Raw genomic sequence first — 20,890 nt, forward strand, 5'->3', positions numbered from 1 at the left:
CATGATATCGAGCCGGGCATGACGGCGGGATTGTCGGTGCCGTCGGATGCGCGGCCGCGGAGCGGAGCGGCGGGTTGGTCACACGCCGCTCGTCACCCCCTTGGTCGGCGCCGCACCCGGCGGGTGCATGGCTTCGTCGTACCGCGGCTTGGCGCGCTCCTCCGCCGCCGGTTCCTGGATCCGGAACCAGGCGACGTACAGCGCCGGCAGGAAGAGCAGCGTCAGCAGGGTCGCCACGATCAGGCCGCCGATGATCGCATAGGCCATGGGACCCCAGAAGACCTCCGGGGCGATGGGGATCATGCCCAGGCTGGCCGCCGCCGCCGTCAGCAGGATCGGCCGGACGCGGTGCATGGTGGCGTTGATGACCGCGTCCCAGGGATGCTCCCCGGCCTCCAGATGCTCGTCGATCTGGGCGATCATGATGACCGAGTTGCGGACGATCATGCCGATCAGCGCGACCACGCCCAGAATGGCGACGAAGCCCAGCGGCGTGCCGGTCGGCAGCAGCGCCGCGACGACGCCGATCAGGCCGAGCGGCGCCACGCTGATGACCAGGAACAGCTTCTGGAAGCTCTGAAGCTGAATCATCAGGATGGTCAGCATGACGAAGATCATGATCGGGAAGACGGCGGTGATCGAGGCCATGCCCTTGGCGCTGTTCTCCACCGTGCCGCCCGCCTCGACGGTGTAGCCGGGCGGCAGGCTGCGCCGCAGCTCGTCGACCGCCGGGGCCAGCTGCTGCACCACCGTCGCGGCCTGCAACGGGGGAACCAGATCGGCCTGGACGGTGATGGTGGGCAGGCGCGTCCGCCGCCAGACCACCGGCTGCTCCAGGTCGTAGCGCATGGTCGCGACCTCGCCCAGCGGCACGGTGCGGCCGTCCGGAATGGCGATCTGGAGGTTGCGCAGCGTCTCGATGGAGCTGCGCTCCGCGTTGGTCGCCTGGGCGACCACGTCGATCAGGTAGATGTCGTCGCGCACCTGCGTGAAGGCGGCACCCGACACCGTGGCGTTCAGCGCCTGGTTGAGCGACTTGGAGCTGATCCCCAGCAGGCGGGCCTTGTCCTGGTCCACATCGACCCGCACCACCTTCGACGGCTCGTTCCAGTCATAGTTGACCAGCAGCGTGTAGGGGTTGGTGCCGATGGTGTCGGCCATCCGGGCGGCGATGGCCCGCACCTCGCCCACGTCGGGTCCGGAGACGCGGTATTGGATCGGCCAGCCGACCGGCGGCCCCATCTCCAGCGGGCTGACCCGCGTGTTCAGATCGGAGAAGTCCTCGTTCAGCACCTTCTCCAGCCGGGCGCGGACGGCCTCGCGGACCTTGTAGCCCTTGGTCACCACCACGGCCTGCGCGAAGTAGTCGTTGGCCAGCTGCACGTCGAGCGGCAGGTAGAAGCGCACAGCGCCCTGGCCGACGTAGAAGCTCCACCGCTCGACGTCCGGGTCGGCGGCCAGCACCTTCTCGAAGCGATCCACCACCTCCTCGGTCGACCGGATCGAGGCCGTCTGCGGCAGGGTCAGATTGACCAGCAGCTCCGGGCGGTCGGAGGCGGGGAAGAATTGCTGCTGGACGAAGCGCAGGCCGAAGACCGACAGGCCGAACAGCAGCAGCGTGGCGACGATCACCACATAGCGCGCCCGCATGGCCAGGCGCAGGCTGCCCCGGAACATCCGCATCAGGCGCCCCGGTTCGCTGCCATGCTTCGCCTTCATGGTCTTGGGCAGCACGTTCACCCCGATGAGGGGCGCGAACAGGACCGCCACGATCCACGAGAACAGCAGCGCCATCGCCACCACGGCGAACAGCGTGAAGCAGTATTCCGCCGCACCGCCCTGGGCGAAGCCGATGGGAATGAAGCCGGCCACGGTGATCAGCGTGCCGGTCAGCATGGGAAAGGCCGTGGAGGTGTAGGCGAAGGTCGCCGCCTTATCCAGGCTGAAGCCCTCCTCCAGCTTGGTGATCATCATCTCCACGGTGATCATCGCGTCGTCGACCAGCAGGCCGAGCGCGATGATCAGCGCGCCCAGCGAGATGCGCTGGAGCGTGATGCCGTAGAACTCCATGCCGATGAAGGTCATGCCCAGCACCAGCGGGATGGAGGTCGCCACCACCAGCCCGGCGCGCAGGCCCAGGCTGATGAAGCTGACCACCAGGACGATGACGACCGCTTCCTTCAGCGCCTTGGTGAAGCCGGCGACCGATTCCTCCACCACCACCGACTGGTTGGCGACGAGATGGACGCCGATGCCCACCGGCAGGTTCGCCTCGACCTGCCGCATCCGCTCGCGGATGCCCTCGCCGAAGGTCAGCACGTTGCCGCCGGCCGCCATGGAGATGATCATTCCGATGGCCGGCTGCCCGTTGTAGCGGAACAGCGGCGACGGCGGGTCGGCGTAGCCGCGCCGGATGTCCGCCAGATCGGCCAGCCGGTAGAACTTGTCGTTGGCGCGCAGGCTGATGGCGCGCAGGCTGTCCTCCGACGTGAAGGCGCCGCTGACCCGGACCGAGATCTTCTCGTCGCCCGCCTGCACCACGCCGGCCGGGGCCACGGCGTTCTGCGCCTGAAGCTCGGCGATGACCTGCTCGCGGTCGATCCCCATCGCGGCCAGCTTGCGCGTCGAGAAGTCGAGGTAGATCCGCTCGTTCTGGACGCCGACGAACTGGATCTTGCCGACGTCCGGCACGCGCATCAGATCGGCCCGCGCGGTCTCCGCATAGTCCTTCAGCTCGCGGTAACTGAAGCCGTCGGCGGTGAAGGCGAAGACCGTGCCGAAGGTGTCGCCGAACTCGTCGTTGAAGGCCGGCCCCTGCACGCCCTGCGGCAGGGTGGCTTTCATGTCGGCGATCTTCTTGCGGACCTGATACCACAGGTCGGGGACCGCCTCGGCCGGCGTGTAGTCCTTCAGGTTGACGTAGACGACCGAGATGCCGGGCTTGGTGTAGCTCTTGACGTAGTCGAGATAGGGGATCTCCTCCAGCTTCTTCTCGATCGGGTCGGTCACCAGCTTCATGGTGTCCTCGATGGTGGCGCCGGGCCAGTTGGCCTGGACCACCATGGTCTTGATCGTGAAGGCCGGGTCCTCCTCGCGGCCGAGGCGCATGTAGGACATGCCGCCCGCCAGCGTCAGCGAGATGATCAGGTACCAGACGAAGGAACGGTGGCGCAGAGCCCACTCGGAGAGATTGAAGCCGGTCATGGTGCCGCCGCCGTTTCGATTTTCTGGTTGAACCGGACCCGCTGGCCTTCGCTCAGGCTGTGCACGCCGGCGGTGACCACGACGTCGCCGCGGGTCAGTCCCTCGGTGACGATGACCGGGCCATCGCCTTCCCTGGCCCTGATCACGACCGGCTGGCGCCGGACCGTCTGGGCCTCCGGGTCGACGATCCAGACGAAGCTCCGCCCGGCCTCCTCGAACAGCGCCGTTCCCGGCAGCTCGACCACCGGGGCGGGCGGCTGCTTCAGGCGGCCGATGACGGTCGCGCCCAGGCGCAGGGCGTCGGGCGGGTTGTCCAGCGCGATCCGGACGGTGTGGGTCCGGGTGACGGGATCGGCCTGGGGCGAGATCTCGCGGACGCGGCCCACCGCCGCGATGTCCGGTGCGCCGGCCAGCGAGACCTCGATCACCGGGTCCTTCGGCGCCGCCCGGATGCCGGTCTCGGCGACGTTGAAGACGGCTTCGCGCTCCTCGGGCTGGGCGACGCGCACCACCATCTGCCCGGCTTCGACCACCTGTCCGGGCTCGGCCCCGATGGTGGTCACCACGCCGTCCCGATCCGCCCGCAGCTCCGTGTAGCCGACCCGGTCGCGGGCCGATTGTAGCGCCGCCTGCGTGGCTATGACCTTGGCGTCGGCGGTGCGCATCGCCAGAAGCGCCGCATCGTACTGCGCCTGCGGGGCGTTGCCGTTGGCCAACAGCTCCCGCTTGCGGCCCTCCTCATTGCGCGCCTGCACCTGATCGGCCTTGGCGGAGGCGAGGTTCGCCTCGGCGGTCCGCAGCGCGTTGCGCTGGTCCTGGTCGTCCAGCCGCGCCAGCACGTCGCCGGCCTTGACCAGACTGCCCACATCGACCTTGCGTTCGACCAGCTTTCCGGCGATGCGGAAGCCAAGGTCGGCGTCGGCCCGCGCCTCGATGGTTCCGGTGGCGGAACCGCCCATCCGGAAGGTCACCGGCTCCACGGTGACGGTCCGCACCGGGCGGATCACCGGCGCCGCTTCCGCGTGATGGCCGCCCTGCGGCTGACAGGCCGCCAGGGCGGGGGCAAGCGCCAGCAGCGCGACGAGAAGCGGCTTCGCGGGCGGCCGCCACATGGTTGAGGGCCACATGGTTGGGGGCCGCGTGGTTGGTCGCGCGATGCGGGTCATGCGCCGCTCCCCTGCTTGATGGTGACCTTCTGGTCCGGCCGCAGCTTCTGGACGCCGCCGACCACCACCAGATCGCCATCGCTGAGGCCACTGGAGACGGTGACCGTGCCGGTGTCGTATTGCAGGACGGAGACGGGGCGCAGGCTCACCGTGTCGGCCGGCCGCGCCACGACCCAGACCGCCGGCTCCCCGTTTCCCGTCTGGAACAGGGCCGAGGACGGCAGATTGACCACCGGACGCGTCGGCAGCTTGGCCCGACCGACGACGGAGGAGCCGAGCAGGAAGGCGTCGGGGGCGTTGGGCAGGGAAACCTTCACGGTGTAGGTCCGGGTCACCGGATCGACCCCCGGAGACACCTCGCGGATCGTACCCTCGGTGACGGTCTTCGCGTCGTTGACGAGCCGCACCTCGACCGGCGGCAGGCCCTCCCGCCCCTCCAGCCGGATGCTGGCGCCCGGCACCTGGAAGACCGCCTCCCGCTCATTCGGGTCGGCCAGCCGCAGCACCGGCTGGCCGACGGCGACCACCTGGCCGGGCTCCGCCGCCTTCGCCGTGATGACCCCGTCGCGGTCGGCCCGCAGTTCGGTGTAGGACAGCGTGTCCCGGGCCGAGCGCAGCTGCGCCTCGGCGGAGTTCAGCTCGGCCTGCGCCTGCTGGAAGCGTTTCTGGGCGTTGTCGTACTGGACCCGGGTGGTGAAGCCGTTGGCGAGCAGGGAGCGCTGGCGCTCCTCCTGCGTCCGGCTCTGCTCGACGGCGGCCTGCGCCGCCGCCACGTCGGATTCGGCGGACCTCACGGCGTTGGTCTGGTCCTGGTTGTCCAGCCGCGCCAGCAATTGGCCGGACGTGACCGTCTGCCCCACGTCCACCAGCCGTTCGACCACCTTGCCGCCGACGCGGAAGCCGAGGTTGCTCTCATGGCGGGCCTGGATTTCCCCGGTCAGCGCGGCGGTGCGGTCGAACTGGCTGACCTGCACCGGCAACGCGCGGATCAGCGTCGCCTCGGCCGGTGGCGGCGCCGGCTGCTCGCAGCCGAGAAGCAGGAGGCCGGCGACGATTGCCGATCTGGATGACCCAAAACCGGATAACCAGGACATGGTGCCTCTCTCCTTCTCGGGACCGTGTCATGCGGAGCGGTGGCGGCGGAGGATGGCGCGGGTGTGGAGCGCGATCATCCGCTCCTCGTCGGTCGGGATGACGCAGCCCATGACCCGGCTGTCCGGCGTCGTGATGCACAGCGCGTTCGCGGCGTTGCCCGCCTCGTCGAGGTCGACGCCGAGCCAGCGCGCCCGCTCCGCGATGGCCTTGCGGATGGCCGGCGCCCGTTCGCCGATGCCGGCCGTGAACACCAGCCCGTCGATGCCCCCCATGGCGGCGGCCAGCGCCCCGATGGCGAGGGTCGCCCGGTAAACGAAGCAGTCCAGCGCGAGCCTGGCGCGCGGGTCGGTGCTGGCCAGCAGGTCGCGGACGTCGTTGCTGATGCCGGACAGCCCCTTCAGCCCGCAGTCGTGGTACAGCAGCCGTTCGATGGCGCGGGCGTCCATGCCCTTGTCCATCAGGTACAGGACCACGCCGGGGTCCAGCTGTCCCGGCCGTGTGCCCATCGGCAGCCCGTCCAGCGCGGTGAAGCCCATGGTGCTGTCCACACTGCGCCCGTCTTGGATGGCGCACATGCTGGCCCCGCTGCCGAGATGCGCGACGACGACCCGCCCGCCGGCGATCCCCGGGGCGAGGTCCGGCAGACGCCCGGCGATGTACTCGTAGCTCAGGCCATGAAAACCGTAGCGCCGCACGCCTTCCCGGTGGAGGGCCTCCGGGATGGCGTAGCGGTCGGCCGGTTCGGAATGGTGCCGGTGAAAGGCCGTGTCGAAGCAGGCCACCTGAAGCACGTCGGGCAGGAGTTTCCGGATCGCCCGGATCGGCGCCAGATTGTTCGGCTGGTGGAGCGGGGCGAGCGGAACGTAGGTCTCCAACGTCCCGATCACCGCATCATCCACCGCCACATGGCTGTCGTAGGCCGGCCCGCCATGGACCACCCGATGCCCGACCGCCACCGGCATGGCCCCGCCCAGCCGCTCCCGCAGCCACGCGCCGAGAAAGGCCAGCGCGCCGGGAACCCCGTCGCCGGATTCGGCCGGCAAGGGAACGCCGCCGTCCTGGCTGCCATCCTGGCTGCCATCCTGGACGATCAGCCGGGGCGTCGTGCCGATCCCCTCGATCCGGCCGCGCAGGCGCACCGGCAGCGTCCCGTCCGCCGCGTCGAACAGCTGGAACTTGATGCTGGAGGAACCGGCGTTGATGACCAGGATCGTCTCGGTCATGCTCATCTCGGTCATGGCGGCTTCACCCCTTCACCGGCTGCTCGATCCGCTGCCGGTGCGCGTACAGCGCCGCCACGGCGCAGGAGGCCATGCGCGTCATGACGCTGTCAGCCCGGCTGGTCAGCACGATGGGCACCCGCGCGCCCAGCACGATGCCGGCGGCATCGGCGTTCGCCAGGAAGGTCAGGTTCTTGGCGAGCATGTTGCCCGCCTCCAGATCCGGCACGACGAGAATGTCGGCCTGCCCGGCGACGGGGGACGCGATGCCCTTGATCCTCACCGCCTCCGGGCTGATGGCGTTGTCGAGCGCCAGCGGCCCGTCCAGCAGGCCGCCGGTGATCTGCCCCCGGTCGGCCATCTTGCACAGCGCGCCGGCCTCCACGGTGGAGGGGATCTTCGGGTTGATGGTCTCGACCGCCGACAGGATCGCCACCTTCGGCTGGGGATTCCCCAGCGCCCGCGCCAGATCGATGGCGTTCTGGATGATGTCGCGCTTGTCCTCCAGGGTCGGCGCGATGTTCACCGCGGCGTCGGTGATGAACAGCGGCTTGGCGTAGGTCGGCACGTCCATGATGAAGACGTGGCTGATGCGCCGCTCCGTCCGCAGCCCGCTGTCCTTCCTCGCCACCTCGCGCAGCAGTTCGTCCGTGTGCAGGCTTCCTTTCATGAGAAGCTGGGCGCGCCCCTGGCGCACCAGTTCCACCGCCGTGGCGGCGGCGGCGTGGCTGTGGGGCACGTCCACGATCTCGTATGGGGTGATGTCGAGGCCGGACTCGTCCGCCACCGCCCGGATGCGCGCGGCCGGACCGATCAGGATCGGCGTGATGAAGCCCTGACGGGCCGCATCGACGGCGCCGCCCAGGGACGAGGCGTCGCAGGGATGCGCCACGGCCGTGGGGACGGGGGAGATCGCGCGGCAGGCGGCGACCAGCCGTTCGTACTTTTCATGCCGATGCGCGGACGGTGGCGGGCTGCCGGCCATGACGCGCCCTCCTCACCAGCGCAGGTACAGCCCGACGTCCCCCGGCATTCCGCCGGGATAGTCCAGGATCTGCGCCCGCAGCTTGTAGCCCTTGGCCCTCAGATTCTTGTCGAAGACCTCGTAGGCTTCGCGGGCGTAGCCGGTCAGGGAATCCGGCCAGTCCGGCTCGAAATTGTTGATCGCCCGGCCGCCGTCGGTGCAGTAGCTGCTCGGGAAGCGCGCCACCTGGATTTCCTTCACGCCGCGTGACGCGGCGTCGCGCACCGCGCGCGTGAACCGTTCCTTGGCATCGGGGCGGATGTGCTGATTCATGAAGGCTTCGCGGACGGTGTCCTGTTCCTTCATGTGCTTCTTTTCCCGCTCCAGGGCTTCCTGAAGCAGCGCCATCTCATGCTCCTCGGCAAGCTTCCGGAGCTCGTCGGGCGAGATCAGGTCGTCACCGATGTCGGGGACGGCCGCGGCCGCCCTGGTCTGATCCATGTTGCTCATGACGCGTTCCCCTTGTTGCTCGTCAGCCCCGTGCGTCGGCGCCGGGTTCACTTGGCCTTCGCTGTGCCCATCGCCCTGGGCGGCGCGTCCGCCCGGCTGATGTCGGAGGCGGCCTTGGCCAGGGACGTTCCGTCGGCCCCGGGCAGCACACGCAGGGGCGGCTCGCGCTCGGCCTCGATGCGCTCCTCCTTGTTGTGCAGAAGGGCATCCACCTGCCGCAGGCGGGCGCGCTGGTCGGGAGTGAGCGGTCCGGAGGCCTCCAGGACGCGCTCCGCCAGCGCCATCACCTCCTTGCGCTCCTTCTCGCCGGACAGAAGCTTGGGCAGCGCGCTCATCGCCGCGGCTTCGTCCATCAGCATCAGGAAGACTTGCTCGCGGAAGACCGCGCGAACGGCGTCCACCGACAGCTGCTGAGTGCCGGGATGCTCGTCACGGATTTTCCGCAGCATCTGGAAGGCGCGCTCGTCGAGGGCGCCCTCGCCGCGCCGCGCATGGATCAGGACGCGGAACAGCGCCTCCCGCACCCCGCCCTCCTCCACGCGGGCCATGATCTCGGCCATCCGCTTCTCGACCAGGGCTTCGAACGCCTCGTCGCGGACGTGCGGCGGCCGCGCGTCCTCGCCCGGCGCGGCCAGCCCGACCAGAGCCTGAAGGAGCGGCGCGTTGTAGAGGCCCATGAACAGGCGTTCGACGGCGCCGTCCCGCGCGTCCCGCCAACGGTCGAGCCCCTGCACGATCTCGTCCGAGACGCGGTTCTGCGCGCTCAGGTACGGGTTGTCCGGGCTCACCGGGCGGCGGTGCTCGCGCACCCAGTCGGCCATGGGGGCGACCGGCGCCATGAACGGGTTGAGGTGCGAGAACAGGTAATACTGGCTGCGCGCCGGGTTCATCATCCGCAGCCACTCGGCGAAGGGCTCGTTGACCGCCGCCTGGATGGAGGGCCGTGCAAAGGTGGCGTACAGGCCCTTGTTGATGTCCGAGATGCGGGCCACCGCGGCGAACCGCCGGTCGTCCTCCGGCGTGTTGCCGCCAAGCCCGCGGATGTCGTCGAGCGTGCGCGGCTCGAACCGCGTGACGTAGTCGCCCGCGACCAGATCGGCGCCGGGAACGCTCGGGTCCTTCGGCTGGAGGATCATCTCGTAGAGACCGGGTGGCAGCAGGTCGATGAAGTCGATGTTCTCGACGAACTCCGACGTTTCCTTGCGGGCGACGCGGCCGGACACGAAGATGCCCAGATGCCCGATGTCGTGATGGAGGTTGTAGACGATGGTCTGTTCGTGGGCCCGGATGTCCTCGACGTCGCTGTAGAGATCGAGGATCCAGCCCAGCGCCTGTTGCGGCGGCGTGATGTTGTCGCCGAAGGACGCGAAGACCAGGATGGGCGAGCGGATGTTCCGCAAATCCAGCCGGCGCCCGTTCCGGACGATGCCGCCGCTGGTCATCTTGTTTCCGACGAACAGCTCGTCGGTGATGGCCTCGATCTCCTCCCCGTTCATCAGGAAGAAGCCGCTCCACCACTTTTCGAATTCCAGGTACCGGTCCGCTTCCGTGTCGATATGGGCGTACAGGTTGTACGCCTTCTTCCAATAGGTGTTGGCCGGGTCGAGCTTTTCGAAGTTGCCGACCAGATGCGCCCCGTCGAAGCGGCCGTTGCCGAGATCGCTGGCCAAGGCGGCGAGCCAGGCGCCGCCGTAGAGCCCGCCGAGGTAGCGCATCGGGTTCTGCCCCTTCACACCGGCCCAGTAGGACAGCGGGGAGCCCGCGATGATGATCGGCCCCATCAGGTCGGGCCGGACCGCGCTCAGCGCCATCACCGCCCAGCCGGCCTGGCAATTGCCGATGACGCACGGCTTGCCGCCCGCGCCGTCGTGCAGCTTTCCGACATGCTCGATGAAGAAGGCCTCGGCTTCACCCACGTCGGCGAGGGTCTGGCCCGGCTCCGGTTCAGGATGGAAGCCGATGAAATAGCAGGGGTGGCCGGCGCGCAGAGCGGTGCCGATCTGGCTGTCCGGCTTGAAGCCGCCGATCCCAGGCCCGTGACCGGCGCGCGGATCGACGATCACGAACGGGCGTTTGGCCGGGTCCGTGCCGACGGCGGGGTCCGGCAGGATGCGAAGCAGCATGTAATTGCACGGCCGCTTCAGCTTCCTCCCCTCCATCACGACCTCGTAAGGGAAGGACAGGACGGGCGGTTTTCCTTTATCGGCGTGGTCCATGAACTGGTCGCCGCGCCGCCGCAGGACATCCAGGAACAGGATCCAGCGCTGCATGGCGTCGACGCCGTAGTCGAAAGCGTCCTGAAACGGGTTGGAACCATGGAACGGGTTGGAAAAAGCCGGCGCATCCGCGCCTTTCCCAACCGCGGTCTCCCCAGCCGGCTTTGCCCCAGCCGGCTTTGCAGCGGTCCTGTCACCTGCGGGTTCGACGAAGGGGTCAAGAAAAGGGAATGCCGCAGTCCAGGTGGAAAACCAGGTCGTCAGAGACGGCTGTTCAGTCCGGGGAGGCTCCCGCCGAGTCTTCATCACGTGCCCTCTCTGGCTGTACGCTCTTGCGCCGACCGTGCGTCTGCTAAGCCGACCGGTTTCTTTGCATCCGCGAAGGCGTCGCAAAGCTGGCGGAGCGGATTGGGAATTAGGGGGCCGAGGCGCTAGCTTTGACAGGTGGAATCCTGAACCAAACCACCCGCCGCGCTGAAGCGTGCAACTGTTGGCCTTGTTACCGTATCAAGCCACGATCCCTTGGCCGCTCATGCCTGAAACAAGGCTGTGGCACCGTCTTACGGAGTGGCTTCGGTTTCGGATTTTTCCCGAATGCGTTTCAATTTGAGAGGCATTCCAGGCGCCCGCCTCGAGCAATTTGCCTTCAAATTTCATTTTATTCTCTATTAATGTTCTTTAAAAGAAGCCAACACCCAGCAACGGCGAAAATTCCGACTGTTGACCGGCACTTTGGGCAGAAATCAGATTTTTCTACATGACAGATACGGCGGGCGTTACCGTAGCAGGACTGCGCCGGGTTTAGTGGAGTGCTACTTTTTAAAGCACTGTGTTTTGCGAGTTAAATTGTTCCCCGACCTCCGCACCCGGTCCATCCGGTCGGCTGTCCATCGATTTCGTCTCGGACCGGCCGGTTCGTTGGGGAGTCGTCTCCTCGTCCATAAGAAAAGCGCTGGGAGCAAACCATGAAACACCGAACCAAGGCCGCTCTGGCCGTTGCCCTGACGGCGACGGTGATCACCGCCGCGAACGCGCAGATGGGGCCGGCCCCCACGGAAACCAATTTTCAGGTCCGGACCACCGGCGACCTTGTGCGGCTGTGCGAAGCCACGCCAAACGACCCGACCGGCATCGCGGCGCTCCATTTCTGCCACGGCTTCGCCGTCGGCGCCTATCAATACCATCAGGTCGTGGCGGCCGCCGAAGGCAAGCGCCAGTTGGTGTGCGCGCCGACGCCACCGCCGTCGCGCAACGACGCCGTTTCCGCCTTCGTCACCTGGGCAAAGCAGAATCCCAGGTTGATGGACACGCCGCCGGTGGATGGGTTGTTCCGCTTCCTGTCCCAGCGCTACCCCTGCCGCGCCTGATCCCGCCGGCATCCGCTTCCTCCGCTGCGGTCCACGGCCTTCGATCAAAGGCAACCAGGATGGGAATGATCATGAAACCCACACGACTCCTCCGCGTCGCCGTCGTCGCGCTTCCCCTTGCGGCTTGCGCCGACATGTCACCGACCCAGCAGCGCGCGCTCACCGGCACGACCGGAGGTGCTGCCGGCGGAGCGCTGATCGGCGCCATAGCCGGCAACGCCGGCATGGGTGCTGCCATCGGCGCGGGCGCCGGCCTGGCCGGCGGCCTGCTCTACGACTATCACAAGCGGACCGAGGCCTCGGCCTACCAGCGCGGCGTCCAGCAGGGGGCGACCCAGCGAAGCGGGACTCAATGACCGCACCGCGGCCCCATCGACCGACCTGCGGCGATCGCGTCGCCAACGACCGGGCGACGGACGATTTCAGAGCCCTGCCAGCCGTTGTCATTCTGCGACGCGGCTGGCATTCTGATCGCGATGATACCGCCCCTGGCGCATGAACCACGATCCTGCGAGCAGACCGTTGCCGCCGCGGCGGTTGTCCGCGACGTTCTCGGCGGCTCCGCCTTGGCCGCGTATCTCTATGGATCGGCGGTTGCGGGTGCCCTGCGCCCGAACAGCGATCTCGATATCCTCGTCGTCACCGATCGATCGCTGTCGGACGATGAGCGCGTTGCGATCATCGGTCAGCTTTTGCCGATCTCGGGAAGCACCGCCGCCGGCGGACCGGGCCGCCCCGTCGAACTCACCATCCTCGCCCGCCCGGCCCTGACCCCATGGCGCCATCCGGGCTGCCTTGAGCTTCAGTATGGCGAATGGATGCGCGCCGAGTTCGAGCGGGGTGATCTGCCCGAATGGCCATGCCGGGATCCCGACGTCGCCGTTCTGATCGAGGCGGCCCGCCGCGGAGCCCTGCCGCTCTTCGGCCCACCCGTCGCGGCTCTCCTCGATCCGGTGCCGCGCGCGGATCTTGTCCGGGCCATGGTGGACATGGTGCCGATCCTGATTCCGGGAATCGAAGAGGGGGACGACAGACGAAACGGGCTGCTGACCCTGGCGCGCATTTGGACGACGCTTGCGACCGGCGAGATCCTCCCGAAGGATCGGGCCGCCGATTGGGCGCTCGCACGTCTGCCCGAGGAGCACCGGCGCGTTCTGGCGCACGCCCGAGCGGCCTATCTCGGTGAGGAGCGGGAGGATTGGAGCGATCTCGCGCCGGGGGTGCGGCCGCATGTCGACCACATCATCGCACGCATTCAAACCCTGACGGCCGGAACATGATCGAACTGACGGATCACGCCCAAAACGATCAATATCCGGGAGGCGCGGTGACGGTGATGTAGGTGACGTTTCCGTCCACGTAGCTGCGGTTGTACCAGGTTCCGCCGCAACCGTAGTAGCTGACGCCGCCGTACGGCACGACGGTGGGTGTGCAGGGAAGCACCGTCACGTAATTGGGACCCGCCGTGGCCGCACCGGCGATGTAGCCGGCGGTCGCTCCCACCGCCGCACCCGCAAGAGCCCATCCCCAATCGTCGTCATCATCGTCGTAGTAATGATGACCATCCCAGTTGTTGGCGATGTTCTGCGCCGCGTAGGCCCGCGATTCCGTGCGTTCGGTCTGGCCTTGCTGGCGGGCTTCCGTGCGTTCGGTCTGGCCCTGCTGCCGCTGTCCCTGCCGTTCGGTCCGCTCCTCCTGAGCCGAACTGCGCGTGTCGGCCCGGGCTTCGGTGCGCGTCTGCTTCGTCTCGGCGCGCTGCGCGGACCGCTCCGTAGCGCCGGACTGCCGGGACGCCGTCTGTGCGGAGGCCGTCCGCTGGCTCGACCGCTGGGTGGCGCCGGCCTGACGGGCTCCCACCCCCGCCGTGGATCGTCCCGCCGAGGAACGTTGAGCGGAAAAGCCGCCTCCCGCCGCCGGGCCGGATCGGGAGAATCCCCCGCCGCCCCCTCCTCCTCGGCCGCCGCCTCCACCGCGACCACCGCCGCGGGCATAGGCATCCGCGACCGATCCGGCCACCAGCAACAGGGATGCGGCGATGGAAAAGATAATCCGTGACGATTGCCGTGGCGACGACCTGTTCATTTCGGCGCTCCTTCCGAACCACCGGCCGCGTTGCGGCGGACACGAATCATGACCGGAATGCGTTCCGCGCCGTCGGGAGGATGGAAGGCGAGTTGCGCCGGCTGGACGTCTGGATTGAGGTTCCAATCGGAGAAGTCGGCCCGGTATTGCGGCTCGCCTTCGTCACCCTTGTAGGTGATGGTCACGCGCTCGGGCAGCGGCGGGCCTTCGGTGGCGATCCAGATCTGGAAGTCGACATCCTCGGTGCGCCCCGCCAAGTGATCGGTCGGCACCGCCGTGAGCATGTCCCGCTCCACATAGTCGAGCGTCTGAAGGCGTTGCTCCAGCTCATCCGGCAGCGTGCTGACCAGCAGCAGCGCCAGCGGCAGCCGCACCTGAAGATCCTGGACCAGATAGCGCACGGCGTCGTCGATGGTGCCGGCCCGTTCGATCTGGGCGTAGACGTTCTCGTCCGCGTTGAACACGGAGATCGCCTTGCCGTCGAACGTCACCAGCGACCGTTTCCCGTCGCTCTCCTGCGCTTCGACCCGCAGCCCGTCGGGACGGTTCAGGGTGAGGGCGCGTCGCTCGCCGAACGTGATCTTCTCCCCCGTGTCCTGAACCACGTCGTAACTGGCCCGGATGGTCACCGTGAAGCGCTGGGCCTGGGCGAGCGTGTCGGCCATACGCGTCAGGACGGTCATCGCCTCGTCGTCGATCGGCGAGTCTTCCGGCTCGTCCTGCTCGACCGCTTGCGGCGGGCTGTCGGACGGCGGCGCCTCGGCCCCGAAGGCCGGCCCGGCCAGGGCGAGAACGCAGAGCGCCGGGCACAGCGCCGACCGTATCAGCCACCTGGGTCCGTTCATCGACATCCCTCCTGCCCCGCCACCTGCCCCGGACGCCGCGCCGACGGCGTTGATGAAAGGCCTGGAGTCATTGAGCCGCGTGGAGCGGAGCCATTGAAAGTAGCAGCCACGGTCGATGCAGGCCGCTACGGTAACGCTGTCCCGAATTGCCGGTACGCCCGGAGTCGGCCGAGGCCCTGTTGGGCGGAACACGGTGAGTGCGCCAAGTACGCTACCGTAACATCCATTACGGTAACCGAGATCGCGAAAGCCGTCCGATGCTTAAGCTCTTCACCGGGCCAGGTGTGTTCTGAACAGTCGGCCCGACGGCAGGGATCAGCGAAAGCCAAGCTACCGTAGAATACTCGTCAAAGACCGCGTCCCAGGCTACAGGACTTGGCGGTGGACAACAACGCACCACACCGGACGGTCCCAGGCCCGCAGTCCAACTTTGCGCTTCGAAGACGGCGCTGGAGTGTGCCGGGCAAAACAGGAGGACAGCATGAAGCGTCGTGCAACCTTGCCAACGGCCACCGTAACCGCAGTGGGCATCCTCTGCGGCGCGCTCTTGGCCCCGGCCATCGCTCCGCATCCGGCGGCGGCGCAGAGCAGACCCGTTCTGACGAACGTCATTCCGGAAAGTGCCGCCGTCACGCTCCACGCGAAAATCACGGCCATCGACGCGGCCAAGCGGAAAGTCACGTTGAACGGACGATCGGGCACGCCGGTCACCGTCATGGCCGGGCCCGCGGTGCGCTTGGAGATGCTGAAGGTCGGAGACACCGTCGACGCGCAGTTCTACCGCTCCGTGGCCTTCATGGTGTCCCAACCCGGTGCGCCCGTGCCCGAGGACGAGATCCAGCAGACGGTCGCGCGCTCGGTCGAGGCGCCGGGCGGCATCGGCGTGCAGGTGACACGGCTCAGCGGGCTGGTCGTCGGGATCGACCTCGGAGCGAACAGCATCGACCTCGTCAATCCCAACGGCGGCGAGGTCTACACCGTCAATGTGACCGACCCCTCCCGTCAGGCCAAGCTTCCCTCGCTGAAGGTCGGCGACACGATCACCGCCGTCGTCAGCGAAGCCCTTGCGGCGTCGATCGAGCCGGCGCGCAAGAGCTGGTTCTGAACGGCGGTCGCCACGAACGCAGTTGAAGAGTTTGCGCGGAAAGCACGGGCGGAGGGCATGGGAGTGCACGCAAGCCATGATGCCCGGCCGGTGGCAACGGGCGGCGCAGGAAGCGACGCAGGAGACTGCGGGATGAGGCGCCCGCCCCTTCCGGGAAGCCTCGCGGTCGCGGTCCTTCTCGCCTGGACGCTCCTTGCCGGGGGATGCGCGACGGCGGTCAGCGTCGAACGCGTGGACCATGCCACCGTCCACCAGCAGCTCACGCACAACGTCCTGTCGGCGCACGCGCTCAGCGATCCGACCCACAACGTGCTGCGCCGGTGGTCCCTGACGGACCGCTTTCTGACGCAGCCGGAGAACGCCATGGCCGACCTCCGCGCGCTGGTCACGCAGGGGCATGGCGGCGCCGACGAGGTCTTCGCCTTGGCCGAGATGTCGTTCCTGCACGCCGAGGAGCGGGGAGGGCCGCCCTATTATCTGGCCTCCGCTCTTTACGCCTACGCGTTTCTCTTTCCGGGAGGGGTGGACCAGCCGCCCAGCCCCTACGATCCCCGGTTCCGGCTGGCCACCGACCTGTACAACCGTGGCCTGACCTCCGGGCTGGCGACGGAGGACCGAACCGGCATTGCCATTCGGGAGGCCCGCCACCCGCTGCCGTTCGGTGAGTTGGACGTGGCCTTCGATTCTCGGGAGCTGGTGTGGGGCGGGCGCCAGCTGACCGGTTTCTTCCCGGTCGCCGAGTTGCAGGTCCATGGCCTCGACAACCGTTATCGCCAACCCGGCATCGGTGCCCCCTTGGCCGCCGGGACCACGCAGGGCACCCTGGCGAAGGGCTTCCAGGTCGCCCCACGCGTCAAGACGCCCGTGACCGCGCTGCTGCGCATCCCCGATCCCCGGCGCCAGATCACGGGCGGGCAGGTGCGCGCGCAGCTCGAACTCTACCCATCGTCCGAAACCGAAGCGGTGCTGATCGACCGCCAACCGGTGCCGCTGGAGGTCGAGCACACCGCCACGCTGGCCTACATGCTGGACGGCATGCCGGTCTGGGAATTCGAGTTCGGCGGTTTCCTGCGCGGCGGCCTGCTGGACAAGATGCCGTCCCGCCTCGTCGCGCTGGAACCATACCGGTCCGGCCGCATCCCCGTCGTCTTCGTTCACGGGACGGCATCGAGCCCGGTGCGCTGGGCCGAGATGCTGAACGATCTGAGAAGCGATCCGCGCATCCGCGACCGCTTTCAGTTCTGGTTCTTCAGCTACGAGACGGGCAATCCCGTTCCCTATTCCGCCCTGCTGTTGCGCGATGCGCTGCAGGAGGCGGTGTCCACCCTCGACCCGTCCGGGCGGGAACCGGCGCTGCGCGAGATGGTCGTGATCGGGCACAGCCAGGGTGGCCTGCTGACCAAGATGACGGCGGTGGACACGGGTCCTCGACTGTGGAACGCGGCGTTCCGCAAGCCGCCGGACCAGCTTCAGCTCGACCCGGAAACGCGCGACCTGCTGACACGCGCCCTGTTCGTGCAGCCGGTTCCGTCGGTCAAGCGCCTCGTCTTCATCGCCACGCCGCACGGCGGCAGCTATGTCGCCGGCAACCGGATCAGCCAGTTCGTCGCAAGTCTGGTGCGGCTGCCGGGACGCCTCCTGAGGGTGAGTTCGGAAATCGGCAAGCTGGACGACGCCAGCACCACGCTTGCCGGACAGACGGGGTTTGGCAGCGTACACGCCATGACCCCCGGCAGCCTGCTGGTCCAGACCCTGGCGCGCACGCCCATCGCCGCGGGCGTCAAGGCGCACTCGATCATCGCGGTGCGCGGCGACGGGCCGGTCGAAACCGGCGACGATGGTGTCGTGGAGTACAAGAGCGCCCACATCGACGGAGTTGAATCCGAGTATATTGTGCGTTCCGGTCACTCGACGCAATCCGATCCGCGCACGATCGAGGAGGTGCGCCGCATCCTTCTCCTCCATTGGGACGAGTCCTGCACGAAACGCACCGCGTGCGGACCACCGACCGCCGGCGCCCCGCGCGTCGCGAGCCGAACCCGATGACGATGGCCCCCATGATGGGCTTGGCGTGATGGGCCTGGGCCGCGCCGTTTCCGCTCTCATCCTGTCCGGCATCTTGCTGTGCTCCGTGCCTCTGCGGGCGGACGAGGCGCCATGGCTGCCCGTCTCGCAGGTCATGTCCGAGCTGGCCCGGAACCCGGATTTCGTGGAAGCCCTGTACCGGCGCCTGGGGCGTGATCCGAAGGCGGGCGGCATTCTGGGGCCGGATGAGATCAAGCGGCTGCGCGAGATGATCCTCGGCAAGGATTTCGAGGGACTGGACCGGTTTCCCGGGCTGACGGTGCAGGGAATGGGCCGGTCCGTGCGGCTTGCCGGAGCTATGCTGGACCAGTCCGGCGACGATGGCTTCCCACCGCAGCCCGCGGCGGCCGAAGCGGTGGTCGAAGCGGCGGCCGATGAAGGGCTGGGCATTCCCGCGGTCGGAACCCCTCCGGCACCGGATGCCTATCTGCGCCCGCTGGGCTTTAGGCTGGAAGCCGGCGACCGCGTCGATCCCGCGCTGGCCGAGCGCTACGCCGATGGCCTGCGTTTGGCCGAACTGCTCAACCGCCTCTCCCTGAACGCGCCGGACGGCAGGGGACGCCACCGGGTCGTCCTTGACGGCCGGACGTTGGACACCCCCCGCGCCTTGATGGAAACGCTGGCGCTGGGCGGCCACGACGTGGAGGTCCGCGATTCGCGTTATTTCGCCAATTTCGGCGACCTGATCTACCATGGCCGCGACGTCCTGACGCCGTTCTGGATCGACACCCGACTGCCGGTTCCCGGGACGGACCGCAACCTTCTGGTTCCGGTCAGCCATTCCCAGCACGAACTCGTCGTCCGTGGCCCTGTGGTCAACGCGGATCTGTCCTTCTACTTCGGAATTGACGGCCAGGCCGTGTTCCGCCCGAGTGTCACGCGCGATCAGGCCTGGGTGATGGGCAGGGTTGCGCACCGCTACCGTGGGGAGGAGGCGATGGAGGTGATCCGCCTCGCCGGTGTCATCGTGCGCGCCTACGACGCGATCAAGCGGCGCCATCCGGAGCTTCCGTTCGGCGGCTATTACGCGCTGGGCGTCTGCAACGACGTGAACGCGATGATCGAACTGCGGATGCGGGGCGAGACGACCCTGTTCCCACTGACGCTCGATCCGCAATTCTTCACGGACGAGGGCGAGGTCGGCCGGCTCGCCGAGAGCCTGCCGTTGGACAGCCGGTGGCGGGCGGTGGCGGACCCGCGGCGCATTCTGGGGTCCCTCCCTGTGGAGGATCTCGCCGCGCTCCCCCTACCCTCGCTGCGGGAGGACTTCGAGAAGGTCCGCGCGGCGTTGGAGAGTGGTCGCCTTCCACGGCCGGGTGTCGGCGACGTTTCCCTTCTGGGTGCCGTGGCGGCCGGGCTTCTCGTCGCCGGCCTGTGGTCCGTTCATCTGTGGTTTGTTCGGCGGCGGCGCTGACCGAGGATCACCAGTCGGCCTCACTCCGTGGGCCATTGCAGCTCCGGAATGACCTTCATCGGATAGCTGGGGTTCTCGTAGCCGTCCGGGTCCTGGCGCTTGGGCAGCTTCACGGTTTCCCTGGGCAGCTCTTTGTAGGGAATGTGGTCGAGCATGTGGCGGATGATGTTCAGGCGCGCCCGCCTCTTGTCGTCCGACCGCGCGACGAACCACGGTGCCCAGGGGGTGTCGGTCTCTGCGAACATGTCGTCGCGGGCGCGCGAATAGTCGTACCAGTGGCCGTAGGACTTCAAATCCATCGGCGACAGCTTCCAGACCTTCCGCCCATCGTTGATCCGTGCTTCAAGTCGGCGCGTCTGCTCTTTCGGGCTGACTTCGAGCCAGTATTTCAGCAGAACCACCCCGGACTCGATGATCGCCTTCTCCACGCTCGGGACGGCGTCGAGAAACCGCTTCGCCTGCTCCTCGGTGCAGAAGCCCATCACCCGCTCGACCCCGGCGCGGTTGTACCAACTCCGGTCGAAGATGACGACTTCCCCGGCAGCCGGCAGATGCGGAATGTAGCGCTGAATGTACATCTGCGACTTCTCGCGCTCGGTCGGCGTCGGCAAGGCGACGACGCGGAACACGCGCGGACTCACGCGCTCCGTGATGGCCTTGATGGTTCCGCCCTTGCCGGCGGTATCGCGCCCTTCGAAGACGATACAGACCTTCACGCCTTTGTGAACAACCCATTGTTGCAGCTTCACCAGCTCGACATGAAGCTCCGCAAGCGCACTCTCGTAATCCCGCCGCTTGAGCTTTGGTTGCGCGCACTCGATGCGATGGGCGGCCTTCAGCTTTTTTGCCATGCTTATCATCCTCGCGGACGGGTGTTCAGTGTGATCCGTAATGGGACTGACGTTTCATTGAGAGACTCAGCAGCAGGCTCAGCGGATGGTCATACACCATCGATCCGGTTCTGGAGTTCGAGAAGGATTTCCTGTTCGAGGTCCGCGATGAGATCACGACACGCGGCGGTGCGTTTTGAGCGTCGTCCGCTGTTCGACGCTTCCCATCCGCGCAAAATCTCGACGGCTTCTCCGTAATCCTCACAGAGGCTACGAAAGAACCGATTGTCGGCGCTGTGTTGTTTGATCATCCCCTCCAAGTCCGGGAATCGCTCCACGACGTGCCGCAGCTTGTCCGACATGGGCTGGTCTCCCCGGTTCTGGAAGAACGCCGGGGTGCCTGCCTTATTCCGGGCTTTGCCCCTGGACAACCTGCACCGGATTGCCCGCTGACTTGAAGGGTGAAACGGTTGGCTTTGATACCGTAACAGGTAAACAGAACGGATTCGCACGCTACACGAAAAGGTAATGGGGTATGATTCCGAACGAAGTAATGTAGCCAGGGCGTGGGCGTGAAGCGTCTATACCGTCAGTAAGTGTTCCAGCCGCCATTTCTTCGGACTAGTATGTGAACCGACCTCGTACGGCGCATATTTCCGCAATGATCGCGCGCACCGTTCATGCACAAAAACTTTTTTGTATTCGAATGAATTTTCCCGATGTTTTGTCATGCGCCTGGTGTCCATGACGTCTACAACTTCCAGCGCTTGGCTGGTGTAGGCCGTCC

16 protein-coding genes and 1 pseudogene are annotated in these 20,890 nt (G+C 67.4%); 6 read left to right on the forward strand and 11 right to left on the reverse strand.

Annotated elements, in window-relative coordinates; translation table 11 throughout:
- Positions 1–78: 78 nt before the first annotated feature.
- From ACFPMG_RS17555 to ACFPMG_RS17585, 7 genes and pseudogenes are all read right to left on the reverse strand, one after another.
- A complete protein-coding gene (locus ACFPMG_RS17555; protein ID WP_376996406.1) occupies positions 79–3,204 on the reverse strand; it encodes an efflux RND transporter permease subunit in 3,126 nt (1,041 codons plus the stop codon).
- Entirely contained in the window at positions 3,201–4,316 is a 1,116-nt protein-coding gene (locus ACFPMG_RS17560; RefSeq protein ID WP_376996407.1) for an efflux RND transporter periplasmic adaptor subunit, read from the reverse strand. The genes ACFPMG_RS17555 and ACFPMG_RS17560 overlap by 4 nt, the downstream gene beginning before the upstream one ends.
- Before the next feature lie 50 nt (positions 4,317–4,366).
- Entirely contained in the window at positions 4,367–5,464 is a 1,098-nt protein-coding gene (locus ACFPMG_RS17565) for an efflux RND transporter periplasmic adaptor subunit (RefSeq protein ID WP_376996408.1), read from the reverse strand.
- 27 nt (positions 5,465–5,491) lie between these two features.
- On the reverse strand, positions 5,492–6,703 hold the full coding sequence (locus ACFPMG_RS17570) for an acetate/propionate family kinase (RefSeq protein ID WP_376996409.1): 1,212 nt from the start codon (positions 6,701–6,703) through the stop codon (positions 5,492–5,494).
- A gap of 7 nt (positions 6,704–6,710) precedes the next feature.
- A pseudogene (locus ACFPMG_RS17575) lies at positions 6,711–7,640 on the reverse strand (bifunctional enoyl-CoA hydratase/phosphate acetyltransferase); the annotation flags it as partial.
- A gap of 42 nt (positions 7,641–7,682) precedes the next feature.
- Positions 7,683–8,159 (reverse strand): hypothetical protein, encoded by a 477-nt coding sequence (locus ACFPMG_RS17580; RefSeq protein ID WP_376996410.1) that lies wholly within the window; start codon positions 8,157–8,159, stop codon positions 7,683–7,685.
- A 47-nt stretch (positions 8,160–8,206) separates the two neighbouring features.
- A complete protein-coding gene (locus ACFPMG_RS17585; RefSeq protein ID WP_376996411.1) occupies positions 8,207–10,429 on the reverse strand; it encodes a DUF3141 domain-containing protein in 2,223 nt (740 codons plus the stop codon).
- Between the two features lie 911 nt (positions 10,430–11,340).
- On the opposite strand from ACFPMG_RS17585, the gene ACFPMG_RS17590 reads away from it, so the two are divergent.
- The 3 genes from ACFPMG_RS17590 to ACFPMG_RS17600 all read left to right on the forward strand — a co-directional run bounded on the left by ACFPMG_RS17590 (position 11,341) and on the right by ACFPMG_RS17600 (position 13,022).
- Entirely contained in the window at positions 11,341–11,742 is a 402-nt protein-coding gene (locus ACFPMG_RS17590; RefSeq protein WP_114861426.1) for a Rap1a/Tai family immunity protein, read from the forward strand.
- A gap of 71 nt (positions 11,743–11,813) precedes the next feature.
- The gene (locus ACFPMG_RS17595) at positions 11,814–12,098 is read left to right on the forward strand and encodes a glycine zipper family protein (protein WP_114861436.1); all 285 of its coding nucleotides are present in this window, start codon (positions 11,814–11,816) and stop codon (positions 12,096–12,098) included.
- 84 nt (positions 12,099–12,182) lie between these two features.
- The gene (locus tag ACFPMG_RS17600; protein ID WP_376996412.1) at positions 12,183–13,022 is read left to right on the forward strand and encodes an aminoglycoside adenylyltransferase family protein; all 840 of its coding nucleotides are present in this window, start codon (positions 12,183–12,185) and stop codon (positions 13,020–13,022) included.
- 28 nt (positions 13,023–13,050) lie between these two features.
- Here the strand turns inward: ACFPMG_RS17600 and ACFPMG_RS17605 are convergent, their stop codons facing one another.
- A complete protein-coding gene (locus ACFPMG_RS17605) occupies positions 13,051–13,599 on the reverse strand; it encodes a hypothetical protein (RefSeq protein WP_114861427.1) in 549 nt (182 codons plus the stop codon).
- A 221-nt stretch (positions 13,600–13,820) separates the two neighbouring features.
- Entirely contained in the window at positions 13,821–14,669 is an 849-nt protein-coding gene (locus ACFPMG_RS17610; RefSeq protein WP_376996413.1) for a DUF2092 domain-containing protein, read from the reverse strand.
- A 481-nt stretch (positions 14,670–15,150) separates the two neighbouring features.
- Between ACFPMG_RS17610 and ACFPMG_RS17615 the strand changes: the two genes are divergently transcribed.
- From ACFPMG_RS17615 to ACFPMG_RS17625, 3 genes are all read left to right on the forward strand, one after another.
- Positions 15,151–15,774, forward strand: a complete 624-nt coding sequence (locus tag ACFPMG_RS17615) for a hypothetical protein (RefSeq protein ID WP_376996414.1) — start codon at positions 15,151–15,153, stop codon at positions 15,772–15,774.
- 132 nt (positions 15,775–15,906) lie between these two features.
- On the forward strand, positions 15,907–17,820 hold the full coding sequence (locus tag ACFPMG_RS17620) for an esterase/lipase family protein (protein ID WP_376996415.1): 1,914 nt from the start codon (positions 15,907–15,909) through the stop codon (positions 17,818–17,820).
- Between the two features lie 25 nt (positions 17,821–17,845).
- Positions 17,846–19,273, forward strand: coding sequence for a hypothetical protein (locus ACFPMG_RS17625; protein ID WP_376996416.1), 1,428 nt, complete (start codon positions 17,846–17,848; stop codon positions 19,271–19,273).
- A gap of 20 nt (positions 19,274–19,293) precedes the next feature.
- Here the strand turns inward: ACFPMG_RS17625 and ppk2 are convergent, their stop codons facing one another.
- Together ppk2 and ACFPMG_RS17635 are read right to left on the reverse strand one after the other, a co-directional pair.
- Entirely contained in the window at positions 19,294–20,124 is an 831-nt protein-coding gene (gene ppk2 / locus ACFPMG_RS17630) for a polyphosphate kinase 2 (RefSeq protein ID WP_376996417.1), read from the reverse strand.
- An 89-nt stretch (positions 20,125–20,213) separates the two neighbouring features.
- The gene (locus tag ACFPMG_RS17635) at positions 20,214–20,465 is read right to left on the reverse strand and encodes a hypothetical protein (RefSeq protein WP_376996418.1); all 252 of its coding nucleotides are present in this window, start codon (positions 20,463–20,465) and stop codon (positions 20,214–20,216) included.
- Between the last annotated feature and the right edge of the window lie 425 nt (positions 20,466–20,890).

The sequence above is a fragment of the Azospirillum himalayense genome (assembly GCF_042657465.1).
Lineage (GTDB): Bacteria > Pseudomonadota > Alphaproteobacteria > Azospirillales > Azospirillaceae > Azospirillum > Azospirillum himalayense.